General features: G+C 70.2%; 18 protein-coding genes. 8 read left to right on the top strand and 10 right to left on the bottom strand.

Annotated elements, in window-relative coordinates; translation table 11 throughout:
* Nucleotides 1–560 precede the first annotated feature (560 nt).
* Entirely contained in the window at nt 561–1,484 is a 924-nt protein-coding gene (locus MZC64_RS34630) for a hypothetical protein (protein ID WP_247763826.1), read from the bottom strand.
* A 36-nt stretch (nt 1,485–1,520) separates the two neighbouring features.
* Entirely contained in the window at nt 1,521–1,997 is a 477-nt protein-coding gene (locus MZC64_RS34625) for a hypothetical protein (protein ID WP_247763824.1), read from the bottom strand.
* A gap of 435 nt (nt 1,998–2,432) precedes the next feature.
* Here MZC64_RS34625 and arc point away from each other — a divergent pair, with 435 nt between their 5' ends.
* The 4 genes from arc to MZC64_RS34605 all read left to right on the top strand — a co-directional run bounded on the left by arc (nt 2,433) and on the right by MZC64_RS34605 (nt 8,529).
* Nucleotides 2,433–4,223 (top strand): proteasome ATPase, encoded by a 1,791-nt coding sequence (arc, locus tag MZC64_RS34620; RefSeq protein WP_247763823.1) that lies wholly within the window; start codon nt 2,433–2,435, stop codon nt 4,221–4,223.
* Between the two features lie 84 nt (nt 4,224–4,307).
* Nucleotides 4,308–4,967 (top strand): hypothetical protein, encoded by a 660-nt coding sequence (locus tag MZC64_RS34615; RefSeq protein WP_247763822.1) that lies wholly within the window; start codon nt 4,308–4,310, stop codon nt 4,965–4,967.
* A gap of 263 nt (nt 4,968–5,230) precedes the next feature.
* Nucleotides 5,231–6,004: an ABC transporter ATP-binding protein gene (locus MZC64_RS34610; RefSeq protein ID WP_247763820.1), complete on the top strand. Its 774-nt coding sequence runs from the start codon at nt 5,231–5,233 to the stop codon at nt 6,002–6,004.
* A gap of 2 nt (nt 6,005–6,006) precedes the next feature.
* Nucleotides 6,007–8,529, top strand: a complete 2,523-nt coding sequence (locus tag MZC64_RS34605; protein ID WP_247763819.1) for an FtsX-like permease family protein — start codon at nt 6,007–6,009, stop codon at nt 8,527–8,529.
* Between the two features lie 21 nt (nt 8,530–8,550).
* On the opposite strand, the gene MZC64_RS34600 is transcribed toward MZC64_RS34605, so the two are convergent.
* The 5 genes from MZC64_RS34600 to MZC64_RS34580 form a co-directional block, all read right to left on the bottom strand.
* Nucleotides 8,551–9,198, bottom strand: coding sequence for a response regulator transcription factor (locus MZC64_RS34600; protein ID WP_247763818.1), 648 nt, complete (start codon nt 9,196–9,198; stop codon nt 8,551–8,553).
* Nucleotides 9,195–10,295 carry a sensor histidine kinase gene (locus MZC64_RS34595; RefSeq protein WP_247763816.1) on the bottom strand — a complete coding sequence of 367 codons (1,101 nt, stop codon included), beginning with the start codon at nt 10,293–10,295 and terminating at the stop codon, nt 9,195–9,197. Before MZC64_RS34595 ends, MZC64_RS34600 begins: the two co-directional genes overlap by 4 nt.
* Nucleotides 10,292–10,774: a hypothetical protein gene (locus MZC64_RS34590; RefSeq protein ID WP_247763815.1), complete on the bottom strand. Its 483-nt coding sequence runs from the start codon at nt 10,772–10,774 to the stop codon at nt 10,292–10,294. The genes MZC64_RS34595 and MZC64_RS34590 overlap by 4 nt, the downstream gene beginning before the upstream one ends.
* Nucleotides 10,775–10,858: 84 nt before the next feature.
* Complete coding sequence (locus tag MZC64_RS34585; protein WP_247763814.1) at nt 10,859–11,299, bottom strand: VOC family protein; 441 nt, start codon at nt 11,297–11,299, stop codon at nt 10,859–10,861.
* Nucleotides 11,296–11,652, bottom strand: coding sequence for a PadR family transcriptional regulator (locus tag MZC64_RS34580; protein ID WP_247763812.1), 357 nt, complete (start codon nt 11,650–11,652; stop codon nt 11,296–11,298). The genes MZC64_RS34585 and MZC64_RS34580 overlap by 4 nt, the downstream gene beginning before the upstream one ends.
* Nucleotides 11,653–11,712: 60 nt before the next feature.
* Between MZC64_RS34580 and MZC64_RS34575 the strand changes: the two genes are divergently transcribed.
* Together MZC64_RS34575 and MZC64_RS34570 are read left to right on the top strand one after the other, a co-directional pair.
* Nucleotides 11,713–12,096 (top strand): VOC family protein, encoded by a 384-nt coding sequence (locus tag MZC64_RS34575; protein ID WP_247763811.1) that lies wholly within the window; start codon nt 11,713–11,715, stop codon nt 12,094–12,096.
* Between the two features lie 35 nt (nt 12,097–12,131).
* Nucleotides 12,132–12,692, top strand: coding sequence for a TetR/AcrR family transcriptional regulator (locus MZC64_RS34570; protein WP_247763809.1), 561 nt, complete (start codon nt 12,132–12,134; stop codon nt 12,690–12,692).
* Nucleotides 12,693–13,305: 613 nt separating this feature from the next.
* Here the strand turns inward: MZC64_RS34570 and MZC64_RS34565 are convergent.
* From MZC64_RS34565 to MZC64_RS34555, 3 genes are read right to left on the bottom strand one after another with little or no spacing between them, the layout of a single operon-like run.
* Nucleotides 13,306–14,433 carry a hypothetical protein gene (locus MZC64_RS34565; RefSeq protein WP_247763807.1) on the bottom strand — a complete coding sequence of 376 codons (1,128 nt, stop codon included), beginning with the start codon at nt 14,431–14,433 and terminating at the stop codon, nt 13,306–13,308.
* Nucleotides 14,434–14,459: 26 nt separating this feature from the next.
* Nucleotides 14,460–14,987, bottom strand: a complete 528-nt coding sequence (locus MZC64_RS34560) for an NUDIX hydrolase (RefSeq protein WP_247763806.1) — start codon at nt 14,985–14,987, stop codon at nt 14,460–14,462.
* A 46-nt stretch (nt 14,988–15,033) separates the two neighbouring features.
* The gene (locus MZC64_RS34555) at nt 15,034–15,933 is read right to left on the bottom strand and encodes a LysR family transcriptional regulator (RefSeq protein WP_247763805.1); all 900 of its coding nucleotides are present in this window, start codon (nt 15,931–15,933) and stop codon (nt 15,034–15,036) included.
* A 137-nt stretch (nt 15,934–16,070) separates the two neighbouring features.
* On the opposite strand from MZC64_RS34555, the gene MZC64_RS34550 reads away from it, so the two are divergent.
* Both MZC64_RS34550 and dop read left to right on the top strand, forming a co-directional pair.
* A complete protein-coding gene (locus tag MZC64_RS34550; protein ID WP_247763803.1) occupies nt 16,071–16,616 on the top strand; it encodes a cysteine dioxygenase family protein in 546 nt (181 codons plus the stop codon).
* A gap of 34 nt (nt 16,617–16,650) precedes the next feature.
* Nucleotides 16,651–18,150, top strand: a complete 1,500-nt coding sequence (gene dop / locus MZC64_RS34545) for a depupylase/deamidase Dop (protein ID WP_247763801.1) — start codon at nt 16,651–16,653, stop codon at nt 18,148–18,150.
* The last annotated feature ends 80 nt before the right edge of the window (nt 18,151–18,230 follow it).

Genomic DNA, 18,230 nt, shown 5'->3' with positions numbered 1-18,230 from the left:
CCCGCCCACAACGGCCAACACTCGGGACGCACCGCGTGTTGGCCGTTGTCGTACGCCACGTTGGCCGTTGTGGACGGTGTGTTGGCCGTTGTCGTACACGGTGTTGGCCGTTGTGGGTGAAGATCAAAAAAGGATGGCCTCGCCGGCCGGGCAGACCACCGGAGGGGTGGGGCGGATCAAACCCCGGGATGAGCAGGTTGCGGGGCTGGGTGTGCTGCCGGGGCCGGATCCAGCGTGGCTCCGAGGGCTCGTGTCTTCTCCGCACGGCCTTCCGCCAGCCAACCACACCTCACCGAGTGGCCCCGGTCGCGTTGGGTGGTTTTGGCGGCGGATTGTGTTGCAGGGGCCACTCGGCGAGGTGTGGTCTGCATGCTCCAGGCCGTACGGAGAAGACACGAGAACCCTCGTCGTGGGGTTTCACCCCCATCCCGTCCCACAACAGCCAACTCGGCGTCCATAACGGCCAATCCGGCGTCCATAACGGCCAACTCGGCGTACGACAACGGCCAACACGCGGTACGCACCGCGTGTTGGCCGTTGTCGTACGGGGCGGAGCGGGGTTAGTTGGTGGGGATGGGGGGCAGGCTCAGGCTGGGGATGGTGAAGCTGGGGATGGTGATCCGCGGGATCGAGATGCTCGGGCGCGGGGTCGCGCTGCTACCCGAGCCGCCGCCCGGCTTCTCCGCCGCCGCGATCAGGCCGCACATCCGCCACTCCTTGTTCTCCTTCACCAGCTTGAAGCTGCGCTCCTGCTTGCTCTCCTTGCCGCTGGTGCCCGTGCTGACCTGGTCCACCTTCACCGTGCCGGTGCCCGCGTCCTCGTTGGCCTCCACCGCGGTGATGGTGATGGTGGCCTTGCTGTTGTGCGCGGTGGTGGTCCTGGTCTGGGTCGCGGTGCTGGAGGACCGGTTCTTCTCCACGATCTCCCGCCGCTCGCGCAGGTTCTTCATGTCCTCCGCGCACAGGTACGGCTGGTAGTCCTTGTCCGGGTTGATGTCCAGCACGCTCTTGTCGAAGTCGCGCTGGTAGTTGGCCAGCACGGCCGTCGCCTGCTCGCGCGGGTCCGGACCCTGGTTGAGGAAGTACAGCGCCGCGCCACCGCCGCCGAGCACCACCACGCCCGCGACCGCCGCGGCCACGATGATGCCGGTCTTCTTCTTCGGGGGCTGGCCCTGCGCCGCCTGGTAGGCCGCGTACTGCGGACCGCCGAACTGCGGCTGCTGCTCGTAGCCCTGCTGCGGGAAGCCGCCACTGGGCGGGTAGCCGGGCTGCTGGCCGTACGGGTCCTGCCCGTACCCCGGCTGCTGGCCGTACCCGGGTTGCTGGCCATAGCCGGGCTGCTGCTGGCCGTACCCCGGGTCCTGGCCGTACCCGGGCTGCTGCTGGCCGTACCCGGGCTGTTGCTGCCCGTACGGGTCCGGCTGCTGGCCGGGCTGCTGGCCATACGGGTCCTGGCCGTACGGGCCCTGCGGGGGGTAGGTCACCTCGGCGCTCCTTCGTCGTCGGTGGTGTCGCGTTCGTCAGCCGCCGGAGCCGGGTGGCGTCGGCCGGGGGAAGTCGATTTCCGGGGTGATCCCGCAAATCGTCCAGCCCTCGTCCTGGGTCAGCGCGAGCTTGTTCCTGATTCTCAATGACCCGGCCGCGGTTTGCGCCTCCAACGTGACCACAGCGCTACCGGATGTCCCGTTCTCCGTTACCTGACTGGCAGTCGCGGTGCTCCGTGCGCCCAAACGCTCCCGCGCCCTGGCCGCGTCGCTCTCGGCCTGCTTGCGGTAGGCGGGGCAGTACAGGTCCGGGTTGCCGATGTCCTCGTTCACCGACTTCACGTACGCCTGCACCGCCGCCTCCGCGGTGGCGAAGCCGGTGTTGCCGGTGAAACCGAGCACCAGGATGGTCACCAGGCCCAGCACCGCCACCCCCGCGCCGCCGATCACCCAGGCGAGCGGGTTGGTGTGCCGGCCCGGCGACAGGGGGTAGCCGGTATGCGGGCCCTGCACCGGGGAACCGGCCTCGGGAGCCGGCTTCGGCTGCCGCAGTTTTCGTCCCAGATATTGGTACGCTGCGGAAAGTCCACCCGGTCGTTGCTCCGGTCCAGTGCGGGGTGGCAAAACCGGTTGCTGTGGGTAGCCGCCGGGCTGTTGTCCCCAGCCAACTTGCCGGCCCGTTGGTCCCGGCCGAGGTGGTGGGACGGACATCAGGATCTCCTATGGGTACCGCTCGCGCCGCCGATCCGCCCATTCGGGCGCTGACCGACCTCTACCCGACGCACCGTAGTGGGTGACCGCCCGGTCCTTACACCGAGATGGAGCAGTTCGACCGGCCGAGTGGGCGGTTGTGACCTTTCGCCACGCCCGGTTGCCATGTAGAACAACGTTGTTGTCGGTGATCGCCGGTACCGTGAACGGACAGAGCACGGGAGGAGGGGTGCCGACATGCAGCACGATCGTCCCGGCAGCCAGCCCGACGAGGGTGGCGAGCGGATCAGCGGTGGCACGGCCGCTGAACTCAGTGCACAGATTCGGTTCCTTGAGGACGAGCTGGCCCTGGTACGCCGAAAGCTCGCCGAGTCGCCTCGGCACGCGCGGCTGCTGGAACAGCGACTTGCCGAGGCCACAACTCGTGTGAGCCAGCTCACAGAACGCAATGCCAAGCTGGTCGAGACGCTGAAGGAAGCCCGCGGTCAGCTGCTGGCCCTGCGCGAAGAGGTCGATCGCCTCGCGCAGCCGCCCAGTGGCTACGGCGTCTTCCTGGCCCGCTACGAGGACTCCACGGTGGACGTGTTCACCGCGGGTCGCCGGATGCGGGTCGCGGTGTCGCCGGCCGTGGAAGCGGAGAGCCTCCAGTTCGGTCAGAGCGTCAGGTTGAACGAGGCGCTGACCGTGGTGGAGGGCGGCTCGTTCGAGCGCACCGGTGAGGTGTGCGCGCTCCGCGAGGTGCTGCACGAGGGCGAGGGCCTGGCCAGGGCGCTCATCGTCGGGCACGCCGATGAGGAGCGGGTGGTGTGGCTGGCCGAGCCCTTGCTCGAGCAGCCGCTCAAGCCCGGCGACTCCCTGCTGGTCGACTCCAAGGCCGGCTTCGCCTACGAGCGGGTGCCCAAGGCCGAGGTCGAGGACCTGGTGCTGGAAGAAGTTCCGGACATCGGGTACGAGGACATCGGCGGCCTGTTCAAGCAGATCGAGCAGATCCGCGACGCGGTGGAGCTGCCGTTCCTGCACGCCGAACTCTTCCGCGAGTACGAGCTGCGCCCGCCCAAGGGCGTGCTGCTCTACGGCCCGCCCGGCTGTGGCAAGACGCTGATCGCCAAGGCGGTGGCGAACTCCCTCGCGAAGAAGGTCGCCGCGCACCGCGGTGACACCGACGGCCAGGCGAAGTCCTACTTCCTCAACATCAAGGGCCCGGAGCTGCTGAACAAGTTCGTCGGGGAGACCGAGCGGCACATCCGCCTGATCTTCCAGCGGGCTCGGGAGAAGGCATCCGAGGGCACCCCTGTGATCGTGTTCTTCGACGAGATGGACTCGATCTTCCGCACCCGTGGCAGCGGCGTCTCCTCCGACGTCGAGACCACCATCGTTCCCCAGCTCCTCAGCGAGATCGACGGCGTCGAGGGCCTGGAGAACGTGATCGTGATCGGCGCCTCCAACCGCGAGGACATGATCGACCCGGCCATCCTGCGGCCAGGGCGGCTCGATGTGAAGATCAAGATCGAGCGGCCGGACGCCGAGGCGGCCAAGGACATCTTCGCCAAGTACCTGACCTCCACCCTGCCGATCCACGAGGAAGACCTCCTGGAATTCGGCGGCGACCGGTCGACGTGCATCCAGGCGATGATCCAGCACACGGTGGAGCGGATGTACTCCGAGACGGAGGACAACCGCTTCCTGGAGGTCACCTACGCCAACGGTGACAAGGAGATCCTGTACTTCAAGGACTTCAACTCCGGCGCGATGATCCAGAACATCGTGGACCGGGCGAAGAAGGCCGCGATCAAGGCGGTACTGGACACCAAGCAGCCCGGTCTGCGCGTCCAGCACCTGCACGACGCGATCGTGGACGAGTTCGCCGAGAACGAGGACCTGCCCAACACGACCAACCCGGACGACTGGGCCCGGATCTCCGGCAAGAAGGGCGAGCGCATCGTCTACATCCGCACCCTGGTGACCGGAAAGAACCAGGAAGCCGGACGGGCGATCGACACCGCCAGCAACACCGGCCAGTACCTGTAACACCACGGACACCCGAAGGCCCGGTCATCCCCCTAGGGGGTGGCCGGGCCTTCCGGCGTGATCACTTTCGCTACCGTGGAACCCGTGAGCGAGTCGGACATCTCGCCCGTTCTGCGCCAGGTGCGGGACCGGGCCACCGCCTTGCCGGGGGGCACCATCACCTGGCGCACCTGGCACTGCCTGCTGTGGTGGTGCCGCCTCGGCGAGGGCCGCACCCGGTTCCGGGCCCGCTGGTTGCGGGAGAACCGCGAGATCATCGAGGTCGCGGCCAAGGACAACGACCTCCCGCCCGAGGTGCTGGCCGGGGTCGCCTACCAGGAGGTCGGCGAGAAACCGATGGTCCTGGACGACCTCGTGGACTGGCTGCGCCGGAACGTGCCGCAGCGGCTGCTGCCGGGGCGGGCGGCGGGGAACCCGGACTACACCTCCTACGGGCCGATGGCGATCCAGGTCCGGCGCGGCGCGGAGGCGCTGGGCTATGACCCGGGGACGCTGGGCGCGGGGCAGCGGCGGGAGATCATCGCGACGCTGAAGGAGCCGCGGCAGGGGATCTACGTGGCGGCGATTCACCTGGCCGGGTTGCGGCGGGAGGCCGGGTTCGCGGGGGAGCTGACGGAGGAGCAGGGGGCGGAGTTGACGGCCCGGTACAACGGGGGGCCGTATTGGCGGGGGCGGCAGGCGCAGCGGTACGCGCGGCGGTACCGGGAGAGCCTGCCGGTGCTGCGCGAGCTGCTCGGCGGCTAGCGGCCCGCGGGCCCAGCGTACGAGTTGGGCCAACTCGGCGTACGACTTGGGCCAACGGGGCGTACGACTTTGGCCAACTCGGCGTACGAGTTCGGCCAACACTCCGGAGTGGTTGGGACCACAGGGCCCGTACGACCTTTCGGGGGTATCTCGGGGTAAGTCCGGGGTTGCACCGGTGGCGGGCGGGGTGGGGGCGCAGCAGACTCATGGCCGGTTGCCGTCCACTTGGGACGGTCTGGGGTTCGAACCGTCCCAATCGGACAATGGAGGAATTCGTGACGTCAGCTCCACCGCTGCACCGGGGCGCCGATCTGCGGGTCGCGGCCCGGACGGTCGGCCTGGTCAAGGTCTACGGGCGTGGTGAGGCCGCCGTGCGCGCGCTGGACGGGGTTGATCTGGAGATCCACGCCGGACGGTTCACCGCGATCATGGGGCCCTCCGGTTCCGGCAAGTCGACCATGATGCACCTGCTCGCCGGGCTGGACACCGGCTCGGGTGGGTCGGTGTTCCTCGGCGAGACCGAGCTGAGTTCGTTGTCGGACAAGGCGTTGACCACGGTGCGGCGGGACCGCATCGGGTTCGTCTTCCAGTCCTTCAACCTGCTGCCGCAGCTTACCGCCGAGCAGAACATCCTGCTGCCCCTGGAACTGGCCGGCAAGCAGCCGGACCGGAACTGGTTCGGCGAACTGGTGGAGATCCTGGGCATCTCCGCCCGGCTCAGCCACCGGCCCTCCGAACTCTCCGGTGGTCAGCAGCAGCGGGTCGCGGTGGCGCGGGCCCTGGTGTCGCGGCCGGAGGTGATCTTCGCGGATGAGCCGACCGGCAACCTGGACTCCAAGAGCGGGCACGAGCTGCTCGACCTGCTGCGGCGGTCGGTGCACCAGTTCGGGCAGACCGTGGTCATGGTGACGCACGATCCGGTGGCCGCCTCCTACGCCGACCGCGTGGTGCTGCTGGCCGACGGCAAGCTGGCCGGCGAGATCTACCAGCCCACCGCGGACTCCGTGCTGGACGCGCTGCGCAAGCTGGGGGTGTGACGGTGGCGCGTTCGCCCTTGCTGCGCACCGTGATCCAGGAGATCAAGCAGCGGCCCACCCGGCTGCTGCTGACCGGCCTGGCCGTGGTGGTGGCCACCATGTTCGCCGCGGCCTCGCTGATGTTCACCGACACCATGCGGGTCGCGCTGACCAACTCCGCCTCCAAGACGCCGGAGGCGGCCGCGGCGGTGCTCTCGCCGAAGAGCGAGTACGACCCGAAGAACCCGGACAAGCCCGGCACCGACTACACCGCCGACATCAAGGCGATCCCCGGCGTGGCCGAGGTGGCGCCGGAGGGCGCGGCCTACCTGGCCAGTCCCACCGACAGCAGTCAGTCCTGGCGGGTGGTGGCGGACACGCCCGGCGCGCTGGCGCGGGCCGCACTGCTCAGCGGCAAGATGCCGGTGGCGCTGAACGAGGTCGGGGTCAGCGAGGCCGCGGCCAAGCGCGATGACCTCAAGATCGGCTCGACCGTGACGCTGGCCGGTGAGCGCGGCGCCAAGGCGGCCACGCTGACCGTCACCGGCGTGGTCAAGCTCAAGGGTGGCGCGGACCGGACCCTGGTCGCCCCGCCGGCCACCGTGCGGGCCCTGGAACCGCGTTCTTCCTGGTACACCTACGAACTCACCGCCACGCCCGGCACCTCGCCGGAGCAGCTGGTGGCCGCGGTCAAGGCCAAGTTCGGACCGGCCATGTCCACTGTTCGGACGGGGGCCGAACAGCGCAAGATCGACACCGATCGGCTGGGCAGCGCGGCGGATCAGGCGCTGATGATCCTGAGCGTGTTCACCGGCCTGTCCATGCTGGCCGCGGCGCTGGTGGTGGCCTCGACCTTCCGGATCGTGGTCGCGCAGCGGCGGCGGCGCACCGCGCTGATGCGCTGCGTCGGCGCCTCCCGCAGGCAGGTGCTGCGCGCGCTGCTCACCGAGGCCGGGATCTCCGGGTTCGTCGCCGGACTGCTGGGCGCCGGACTGGCGCTGGCGCTGGGTTACGGGGCGCTGGGGATCATCAACACCCAGGTCGACGATCCGTTGCCGTCGTTGCAGGTCTCCTGGCTCAGCCTGGTGTGGTGCGTGCTGGCCGCGACCGTGGTCACCGTGATCGCGGCGGTCGGACCGGCCATCCAGGGCACCAAGGTGCCGCCGGTGGCCGCGCTAGGCGCGGCGCGGGTCAGTGAGGCCGGCAGCGGGCGCAGCACGGCGCGGATCGTGTTCATGGGCCTGTTCACCCTCGCCGCGGTCGGTCTGCTGTTCGTCAAACCGGGCGGCACGGGCAGTCCGGAACTGAACATGCTCACCGTGGTCGGCTCCGGGATCTTCGCCTTCGGCGCGCTGATCCTGGGCGGACCGCTGGTGATGCCGTTGCTGGCCAGGCTCTTCGGCGCGCCGATCCGCAAGATCGGCCGGGTGCCGGGGCGGATCGCGGTCGGCAACGCGCTGCGGGTGCCCAAGCGGACCGCGGCCACCACGGTGGTGCTGACCATGGGCGTCGGCCTGATCGCGGCCGTGCTGGTCGGGCTCAGCTCGGCCCAGGCCGGGGCGAACGAGCGCCTGGACGCGCGCTACCCGGCCAAGCTGAGCGTGGAGTCCAGCGACTCCGACGGCATCGACGCGGCCACCATCAAGGCCCTCGACGACCTGCCGGAGACCGGGCCGATCGGCAAGCTGAGCAGTACCCAGCTCGCCCTGCAGGCCCCCGGTGGCAGCGTGGACCGGATCTACACCGTCGGCGCCGACGTCGCCGCGTTCCCCGCGCTGACCAAGGGCCGGGTCGAGGGCGGCAAGCTCGCCGATCTGGGCAAGGGCAAGGCCGGGGTGTCGCTGGCGGTGGCCGATAAGTACGGCGTCAAGGTCGGCGACAAGATCACCGTGACCGGCACGGCCGGCAAGCTGGAGCTGCCGGTGGCGGTGGTCTACCGGGACGCGTCCACCCTCGGCGGGGTCTCGCTGTTCCCGGGTGACCTGGCCCAGATCGCGCCCAAGGCCGAGGTGAGCCAGCTGCTCATCGACCCGGTCGCGGGCAGCGATGTGGACAAGCTGCGCAAGGCCGTCGGCACGGTGGCCGGCACCGCGGGCGGCATCCGGGTCGTGGTGCCGGAGGACATGAAGAAGGAACTGGCCTCCGCGCTGAACACCATGACCTACGTGGCGCTCGGCCTGGTCGGGATGACCGTGCTGGTCGCGGTGGTCGGCGTGGCGGTGACGCTGTCGCTGTCGGTGGTGGAGCGGACCCAGGAGTCCGGTCTGCTGCGGGCGATGGGCCTCAGCCGCGGCGGCTTGCGCGCGGCGCTGGCCTGGGAGGCCGTGGTGTTCGGGGCGTGCGCGGCGGTGGTCGGGCTCGCGCTGGGCGGTCTGTACGGCGGGTTGGCGGTGCAGAGCCTGGAACTGTTCGGCTCGGTCACCGTGCCCTGGCTGCAACTGGGCGCAGTCGGCCTCGGCCTGGTGGCGCTGTCCCTGGTCGCCGCGGTCGGACCGGCCCGGCGCTCGGCTCGGGTCAGCCCCCTAGAGGCGCTCGTCGCGGACTGATGTTGTTGCCTACCAGGCCGGTCACACCAGACCGGCCTGGTAGGCCAAGATCACCAGCTGCACCCGGTCCCTGGCGTCCAGTTTGGTCAGCAGGCGGCTCAGGTAGGTCTTCACCGTCAGCGGGCTCAGCACCAGGCGGGCGGCGATCTCGTGGTTGGTCAGGCCCTGGGCGACCAGGGTGAGCACCTCGGTCTCCCGCGCCGTCAGCACCGAGAGATTTCCTTGCCGGACAACGGGTTCCGGGGTTTCCCGGAAGCGGGCGATCAGGGTCGCGGTGGCGCTGGGGGACAGCAGCGACTCGCCGGCGGCGACGGTGCGGATGGCGTCCAGGAGCGCGGCGGGCTGGGTGTCCTTGACCAGGAACCCGCTGGCCCCGGCGCGCAGCGCGGCGACCACGTTGTCGCCAGTGTCGTAGGTGGTCAGCACCAGTACCCGCACCCCGGCCAGGTCCTCGTCGGCGGCGATCTGGCGGGTGGCCTCCACGCCGTCGAGTTCGGGCATCCGGATGTCCATCACCACCACGTCGGCCCGGTGTTCGCGGGCCGCGCGCACCGCTTCGGCGCCGGTGGCGGCCTCGGCGACCACGGTCAGGTCCGGCGCGGAGCCGAGCAGTAGGGCGAAGGCGCGGCGGACCAGGGTCTGGTCGTCGGCCAGGACCACGCGGATCATGTGGGCTCCGGAAGCGGGAGTTCGGCCAGGACAAGGAAACCGCCGCCGGTCGGCGAGCCCGTGGTGAGGGTGCCGCCGAGGGCGCGGGCGCGTTCGGCCAGGCCGGTCAGGCCAAAACCGCCGGTGGCCGCGGGGGCGCCGCGCCCGTTGTCGGTGACGGTGAGCAGCAGGTGGGTGGCGCCGCGGTGGATCTCCACCGTGACCTGGGTGGCCTGGGCGTGCCGGACCACGTTGGTCAGCGCTTCCTGGACGATCCGGTAGGCCACCACGTCCAGCGCGGGCGGCAGTTCGCCGACCCCGTCGGCCCGCAGGTCGACCTGGATTCCGGTGGCGCGCACCGGGTTCAGCAGTCCGGGCAGCCCGGCCAGGCCGGGCACCGGCAGGCGCTCGGCGGGTTCCTCGGCGAGCGGTCCGCGCAGCGAGTCCAGGGCGGCCCGGACCTCGGCGCGGGCGCGCCCGCAGGCTTCGGTGATGCCATCCAGGGTCTCGGTGAGCGCGGCGCGGTTCAGTGGGGCGGGATCAGCGAGCAGGTGCGCGGCGACTCCCGCCTGGACGCCGATCACGGTGATGCTGTGCGCGAGGACGTCGTGCAGGTCGTGCGCGGTGCGCAGGCGTTGTTCCGCGGCCCGGCGACCGGCCTCGGCGCGCCGGGCCTGCCGGGCGGCCCTGGTGGCGCGCACGGCCGCGCCGAGCACCGCCGCGGCCACCAGCCAGCCCAGGGTGCCGACCGTGCCCAGGGTGACGCCGCCCTCCTGGATCACCCTGGCGGACAAGGTGATCAGCAGCACCGCGGCCGGGGCCAGCCAGGACCAGGGGCGGGCCGACAGCTCGGCGGCGGTGAACAACAGCAGCAGCGCCGGGACGATCAGCGCTTCGTGCGAGTAGTCCAGCCAGTGGTAGGGCACCGCGACCACGCTGTGCGCGGCCAGCGCGAGCAGCGGGAACCGGGTGCGTAGCAGCAGCGGCGCGCACCCGGCCAGCAGCAGCGGCCAGCCCAGGCCGTCCAGGGGGCGCTGCCCCGGCCAGCGCAGGGCGACGGCCAGGGCGAGCGCGGTCACCGCCAGTTCGAGCAGGACGGTCCGGGCGCGGCCGGTCATGCCGGGACCGGCGACCGGCGCTGATGCAGCAGGTAGAGGGTCTGGGCCAGCACGAACACACTGTAGGCGGTCATCAGCGCGACCCGCAGCCAATGCGTGTCCATGATCGACTCGTAGGCGGCGCCGAGGGCCTTGGTCTGCCCGATCTCCTGCTGCCAGCGCGGCCACATCAGGATGCTGGTCGCCATGATCACCGCCTGCGCGGCGACGCCGGTCCAGACCGTCCAGCGCGGGAGCAGCGGGTGCCGCAGGAAGATCATGACCAGTGCCAGCACGGTGGAGACCACGGCCAGGGGGATGACCAGGGTGAAGACGGTGCCGGACCAGGCGCGGTGCACCGGGTCGAGGGCCACGGCGGTCAGGCCGCGCCAGGAGGCGTATTCGGCGTGCACCAGGAAGATGACGCCGGCGTTGATCGCGGCGAAGAACAGAGCCAGTGGCAGCAGTGGCGCGGCGCGGCGGGCGCGGGTGGATTCCATGGGGGACAGCGTGTCCGGCTCGCGCGCGGGTGTCGTCCGGCCGTGGCGGACAGTGCGGGTACAACCGTGGGAGTACCCGAGGGGTCAGACCTCCGGCGGCGTGCGCGCGTAGATCTCCTCCGGGCTCAGGTGTTCCCGTCCGGTCGAAACCGCCCAGCGGTGCCCGAACGGATCCCGGAACGCGCCGAACCGCTCGCCCCAGAACGCTTCCTGTAGCGGGATCTCCTCCGCCGCGCCCGCCCAGAGCGCCTGCCGGTACACCCGGTCCACGTCCTCGACCTCCACGTGCAGCTGGACCGGGCTGCCGCCGATGGTGGGTGGGGCCAGGGCGTCCAGGGACGGGGTTTCCTCGCTGATGAGCAGGCGGTAGTCGCCCAGGGCGAGTTCGACGAAGAGGATGGTGCCGTCGGGCAGGCGGTTGCGCCAGAGTTCGTGCACGCTGAAAACCTTGGTGTAGAAGGCGATCGCGGCTTCGGTGTCCTTGACGAACAGGTGCGGGGCGAAGCCGGTGGGCCGGGTGCTCACGCGCACCGCCGGGTGGTGATCAGGCCGGCCCGCTGGGCGGCCTCGACCAGGGCGGCGAGCAGTTCGGCCTCCTGTCGGACGGCCTGGCGGCCGCGGGCGGTGAGTTCGTAGTAGCGGCGGCGGGCGTCGTGCGGGGCGTCCGGGTCGGCGGCCTCGGTCTCGGTGACCAGGTCGTCGGCGACCAGGCGGGCCAGGGTCCGGTACAGGGTGCCGGGGCCGAGTTTGACCGTGCCGCCGGTGGTGTCCTCGACGAAGGTCATCACGCCGTAGCCGTGCCGCGCGCCACTGGCCAGCGCGAGCAGCACCTGGAAGGCCGCCGGGGTCAGCGGCGGCAGCGCCTTTGCGGAACTCACCGACACAGGATACAGTCCAGCCTCGTTGTATCCACCGTGGATATATGAGAGGGGTTCGTGATGATCACTGGGGTGAACAAGGTCGTGCTGACCGTGCGCGACTGCGACGCGGCCAAGGAGTTCTGGGTGGACCGGATGGGCTTCACGGTCGCCATCGACGCCGCCTACGGCGAGGACGCCCGCTGGCTGGAGGTCATGTCCCCCGACGGCGCGGTGTCCCTGGTCCTGGACGGCAAGGGCACCCACCCGATCGAGAAGTCCACACCGGCGGAACTCCCGCACTCCAACGTCTTCTTCACCTGCGAGGACATCGAGCAGACGCATGCGGAACTGGTCGAGCGCGGGGTGAACTTCCCGGAGCCGCCGAGCAAGCAGCCCTGGGGCTGGTGGTCGATGTTCGAGGACCAGGACGGCACCCGGTACGCCCTCAACCAGCGCGGCTGAGCCAAACCGGATAGCCCATCAGTTAGCCTGGCCAGGTGACCGACCGGAAGCCACAGCGCGCCGACGCCGTGCGCAACCGCGACCGCGTGCTGGCCGTCGCGCGCGCGGCGATGGCGGCCGGGGATCTGTCCTTGCAGCTCAACGAGCTGGCGCGGCAGGCGGGGGTGGGTGTCGGCACGGTCTACCGCAACTTCCCGACCCGGCAGGCGCTGATCGAGGCGCTGGCCGACGATCGGTTCGAGCAGTTGCTGATTGAGGTGGGTCAGGCGGTTGCGGAAGCCGACGCCTGGGCCGCTCTTTCCCGGTTGGCCGGGACGATGGTCGCGTTGTCGTTGGCCGAACCGGGGTTGGCCGAGGTGATGGCCAACGGTTCGGACGCGGGGACGGACACCGCCGACCGCAAGCGCAGGCTGGATGAGGCCACCGAGGCGCTGCTGGACCGGGCCAGGGCGGACGGCCAGCTCAAGGCTGAGGTGAACGCCGAGGACCTGCGCCTGCTGCTGTGCGGGGTGCTACACGCAGCCACCCACAACCCGAACCCCGCCGCGGCCGGCGAACGCTACCTCGCGGTAGTCCTGAACGGCCTCCGAGCCTGACCCTCCAACCCCGCGCGCGAGTGTTGGCCGTTGTCGTACGGCGAGTTGGCCATTGTGGACGCCGAGTTGGCCGTTATGGACGGCGAGTTGGCTGTTGTGGACGTCGGGTTGGCTGTTGTGGACGTCGGGTTGGCTGTTGTGGGGCGGGGGTGGGGGTGAAAACCCACGACGAGGGTTCTCGTGTCTTCTCCGTACGGCCTGGAGCATGCAGACCACGCCTCGCCGAGTGGCCCCTGCAACCTGCGTAACCCTTGCCTCCCAACGTAACGGGGGCCGCTCGGTGAAGGGTGTGGTTGGCTGGCGGAAGGCTGTGCGGAGAAGACACGAGCCCTCGGAGCCACGCTGGATCCGGCCCCGGCAGCCCAATCCCCGCCCCGCAACCTGCTCATCCCGGGGTTTGATCCGCCCCACCCCCCCGGTGGTCTGCCCGGCCGGCGAGGCCATCCTTTTTTGATCTTAAAACCGAAGATCAAGATCGTCCTCGCCGGACGGGCAGGAATCAAAGGATGGGGAACCGCTCGGATGAGGTTTGAAAAGCCAGCCCGGCCGCCTGTCCTGGGCTTCGCCCGTCCACAACGGCCAAGACCCCGTACGACAACGGCCAACACGGGGGTTAGGGGGTGGTGATTAGGGGCCAGATGTCGGTGGGGGCGTTGGTGCCCAGGGTGAGGTCGTGGTGGCCGTAGCCGTTGATCAGGTGGTAGGTGACGTGGGGGTTGCCTGCGGCGCGGATGAGGTTGGGGCCGTTGGGGTGGTTGCCCATGCCGGCGGACATGTTGAGCCACAACACCTTTGCCCGGATTTTGGCGAAGTCGAGATGGTGTACCGAGGTGTCGCCGCACCAGATCGCCGCTACGTCGCGGATCCAGGCCAGGGGGACCACGCCGCTGCCGTAGGCGCGGAGGGATTGGGCGTAGCGCTCCAGGGGAGTGTGGTGGAGTTCCCAGGTGTCTTCGGCGGGGGTGGGGGCGAAGGTGTAGCGGCCTGCCAGGTTGCTTTCGTGGTAGATGAGGCGGAAGGGCAGGGGGAGGTGGGCGGTGCGGATCAGGTGGTGGTGGAGTTGGCCGCCTGCGGTGAAGTTGCCGGGGTGGCCTTCGGCGCGGGGGGTTTGGGTGGGTTCGCTGGGCTGCCGGGTCAGCAGGTCCAGGACCATGCTGGTGCCGTCCAGGGCGTAGCGGCCCGCGGCCAGGGCGGCTTGGAAGGCGGCCAGGGAGGTTTTCGCGTCGGCGATCAGGGTTGGGTCGGTGAAGGGGCCGACGTTGTCCAGGACCACGATTCGGTCCAGATTGGACGGAGGGCTGCTGGCGGCGAAATCCAGCGCCGTGGCGGCGCCGCCGGAGTGGCCGATCACCTCGAAGGGCAGGCGTAGCAACGTGTCTACCGCTTCGACGACCTTGGCCAGGTCGGTGCTGTGCTGGGTCAGGTCCATCGCCGCGGCGGCGGGGTCGGTGCTGCTGGGCAGGGCGTCCTCGCGTGGGGTCACGCCGATCACCAGGCTGCCGTGCTGACGCAGGTGCTGGGCCAGGTTGTGCTCGCGGGGGGTGAAGTAGTTGCCGGTGAAGTTGGCGGCGCCGGCGGGTAGCAGGTAGGAGATGCGCTCCGGCGCAGCGGTGGGGTCGGACAGGATGTCCAGCCGGAGGGGGTAGGAGTCTGTGGGCACTGTGCAGCTGGTGAGAATCCAGTCTGACTGGGCTTCGACGGTGATGTCGGTGGCGCCCAGCTGGGTGGCCAGTTCGCGCAACGGGTCAGCTCCCCGGGTAGATGACCTTACCCTCCATTATTACCCGACCCGGTCCGGAACCAGTGCTGGATAAGCGCGCGGCCGTCGTCGACGAACAACCAGTCCGGATCGTCCAGGCGCTTGCGCAGCTCGGTGAAGGTCATCCACTCGCCGGAGACCACCTCCTCGGGCTGGTGGATCACCGGGCCGTCGGAGAACGCCTCGTAGGCGTACTGGTGCGCGCGTACCGGGGGCACCACGAACGGCAGGGTGAACAGGTGCCGCAGGGGCACGCCGGAGACGCCCAACTCCTCGGCCAGTTCGCGTTCCGCGCACCCCGCGGGGTCCTCGCCCGCGTCCACCACGCCACCGGCCCAGCAGTCGTGACAGCCGGGGTTGATGTCCTTGCTGTCACTGCGTTTGTGCACATAGACGCGGTCGCCGTCGGTGGAGCGGAGCAGGATCGCGGTGCTGGCGTGCCAGAGCCCCTCGGCTCGCATCACCCGCCGCGGCGCGCTGCCGGTCACCGTGCCGGACTCGTCGTAGATCGCCACCAGTTCATCGCCTGAAGCCACCCGCACAGTCTTCATCGCCGGGTCGCCGCGATGCCACGACCGGCAGTTATGAACTCGCACACGCCTGGCGCAGCGCGGCCACCGTCAGCCCGATCGCGGGCACCCTGGCCAGGTCCGGCCAGGTGCACAGGTAGACCTCGCGGCGCAGCGGCGGCCGCAGCGGGCGCACGCACACATCCGGCCGCCGGACCGCGCTGAGCATCAGCTCCGGCACCACCGCCACCCCCAGCCCGGCCGCGACCAGGCCCTGCACCGCCAGGTTGTCGTCGGTGGCGAAGGTGATGTCCGGCTGGAATCCGGCCGCCGCGCAGGCGTGCACCAGGTGTTCCCGGCAGCGCGCGCAGCCCGCGATCCAGTGCTCCGTGGCCAGATCCGACAGCGACACCCCCGGCGCGGCGCACAGCGCGTGCCCGGCCGGCAACAACACCACGAGCGGATCGGTGAATAGTTTCACCGTCAACAAACCGGGGGTCTCGACTGGTTCCGGTTCGCCGGGATAGGTGAAGGCGAGTGCCAGATCGCATTCCCCCGCGCGCAGTAATTCCACTGACTCCGGCGGTTCGGCCTCGGTCAGCGAGAGCCGGATATCGGGGTGGTCCCGGCTGATCCGCGCGGCCACCGGCGGCACCAGGGTGGCACTGCCGCTGGGAAAGACGACCAGCCGCACCTGCCCGGCCCGGCGCCCGGCCAGCTCGCCCACGGCGCGTTCGGCCGCGGCCACCTCGGCCAGCACCAGGCCGGCCCGGCGAACCAGTTCCACGCCCGCCTCGGTCAGCCGCATCTTGCGTCCGCAGCGCACCACCAGCGGCGTCCCGCACAGCCGTTCCAGGGCCTTCATCTGCTGGCTGACCGCGGGCTGGGTGTAGCCCAGGCGCACCGCGGCGGCCGAGTACGACCCGGTGCGGGCGACCGCGCGCAGCACTCGGAGGTGTCGTAGCTCCAGCATTTACTGTCTCTATCATGGATTTCCGCCGGAAATAAGCCGCCCAACGGTGCGGACCGGCGGTACATAAGCCTGGCTTTGGGGTGCTGTGCGGAATGCTTGTTGGACTGTGCGGTGAAATACCGGAAACACTTTCCGGTATGACTTCCGCCGCCGAACTCCGCCAGCTCCGGACCAGGGCCATGTGCGCCTTCACCCGCCGGGTCGACAAGATCGTCGGCAGTGGCGCGCACCCGCGGCGGATCGCCAGCGAGGTCGCCGGCTGCCTCGGCGAACTGCTCACCCAGCCCCGGGTGCTGGCCCCGGCGCATCTGCTGCCCGCCCCGGACCGCTACCGCCAGCACCTGGTGCACGTGGACCCGAACGGCCGCTACTCGGTGGTTTCCCTGGTCTGGCTGCCCGGCCAGCAGACCCCGATCCACAGCCACCGCTGCTGGTGCGTGGTGGGCGTGCTGCGCGGCAAGGAGGAGGAGGTTCGCTATGACCTCGACCCGAGGAGCCGGGGCCTGCACCGGCGGGACGTGGTGGTCAACCCGGTCGGCAGCGTGTCCGCGCTGGTGCCGCCGGAGCGCGACATCCACCTGGTGCGCAACGCCGGGTCCACCCTCGCGGTCTCGGTGCACGTCTACGGGGCCGACATCGGCAGGCTGGGCAGCAGTATCGACACGATCTACTCGGCAGACTGACGTAACTGACAGTCGTACCCCGTAGGCTGCCGGTATGCGGCGGATCATGGGAACCGAGGTCGAGTACGGCATCTCCGTGCCCGGCGACGCTTCGGCCAACCCAGTGCTCACCTCCACCCAGGTGGTACTGGCCTACGCGGCGGCGGCGGACATCCCGCGCGCGCGGCGGGCGCGCTGGGACTACGAGGTGGAGTCACCGCTGCGGGATGCCCGCGGCTTCGACCTGGGTCCGCCCGGTGGCGCCCCGGCCGACCACGATGTGGAGGATCTGGGCGCGGCCAACGTCATCCTCACCAACGGGGCCCGGCTCTACGTCGACCACGCGCACCCGGAGTACTCCACCCCCGAGCTGACCAACGCCAGGGACGTGGTGATCTGGGACAAGGCCGGCGAGCGGATCATGGAGGAGGCCGCCATGAAGGCGGCCACCGTGCCCGGCCAGCCGCGACTCCAGCTGTACAAGAACAACATCGACGGCAAGGGCGCCAGCTACGGCACCCACGAGAACTACCTGATGGCGCGCAGCACGCCGTTCACCGCGGTGATCTCCGGGCTGACCCCGTTCTTCGTCTCCCGGCAGGTCATCACCGGGTCCGGGCGGGTCGGCGTCGGCGCGGCGAGCGAGGAGGCCGGGTTCCAGCTCTCCCAGCGCTCGGACTACATCGAGGTCGAGGTCGGGCTGGAGACCACGCTCAAGCGCGGGATCATCAACACCCGGGACGAGCCGCACGCCGACGCGGACAAGTACCGCCGCCTGCACGTCATCATCGGCGACGCCAACCTGGCCGAGTACTCCACCTACCTCAAGGTGGGCTGCACCGCGCTGGTGCTGGACATGATCGAGTCCGGTCGCCGCTTCGACGACCTGCGGCTGACCGATCCGGTGCGCGCGGTGCACGCCATCAGCCACGACCCCACGCTCAAGGTCAAGGTGGAGGTGGCGGGCGGGCGCAAGTTCAGCGGCCTGGACCTGCAGTACGCCTACCACGAGCGGGCCGCCGAGCACGCCGAGCGCAACGGCGCGGACCGGGTGTCCATGCACGTGCTCAAGACCTGGGGCGAGATCCTCGACGACCTCGCGCGGGACCCGATGAGCTGCGCGGACCGGCTGGACTGGCCTGCCAAGCTGCGGCTGCTGGAGGGCTACCGGGCTCGGGACAACCTGCAGTGGGGCTCGCCCCGGCTGCAGCTGGTCGACTTGCAGTACTCCGACGTCCGCCTGGGCAAGGGCCTCTACAACCGCCTGGTCGCCCGTGGTTCGATGAAGCGGCTGGTCAGCGAGGAGGAGGTGCGCGCGGCCATCACCGCGCCGCCGGAGGACACCCGGGCCTACTTCCGGGGCCGCTGCCTGGAGCGTTACCCCACCGAGGTGGCGGCCGCGTCCTGGGATTCGGTGATCTTCGACCTGGGCCGGGACTCGCTGGTCCGGATCCCCACCCTCGAACCCCTCCGCGGGACAAAAGCGCACGTCGGAGCGTTGCTGGAAGCCTCGGACACCGCCGAGGAACTGGTCCGGCAGCTCACCCGCCGTTGATCTTCTTGGTTACAGACCTGACCGGTGTCTCCACCTTGTCGGTCATGGTCGGTAATGTTGCGGGCAGGCCAACCAACGGG

Origin of the sequence: Crossiella sp. S99.2 (assembly GCF_023094165.1) — a bacterium.
GTDB lineage: Bacteria > Actinomycetota > Actinomycetes > Mycobacteriales > Pseudonocardiaceae > Crossiella.
The sequence above is the reverse complement of the archived record's forward strand: the minus strand, read 5'-3'. Positions and strand labels throughout refer to the sequence as shown.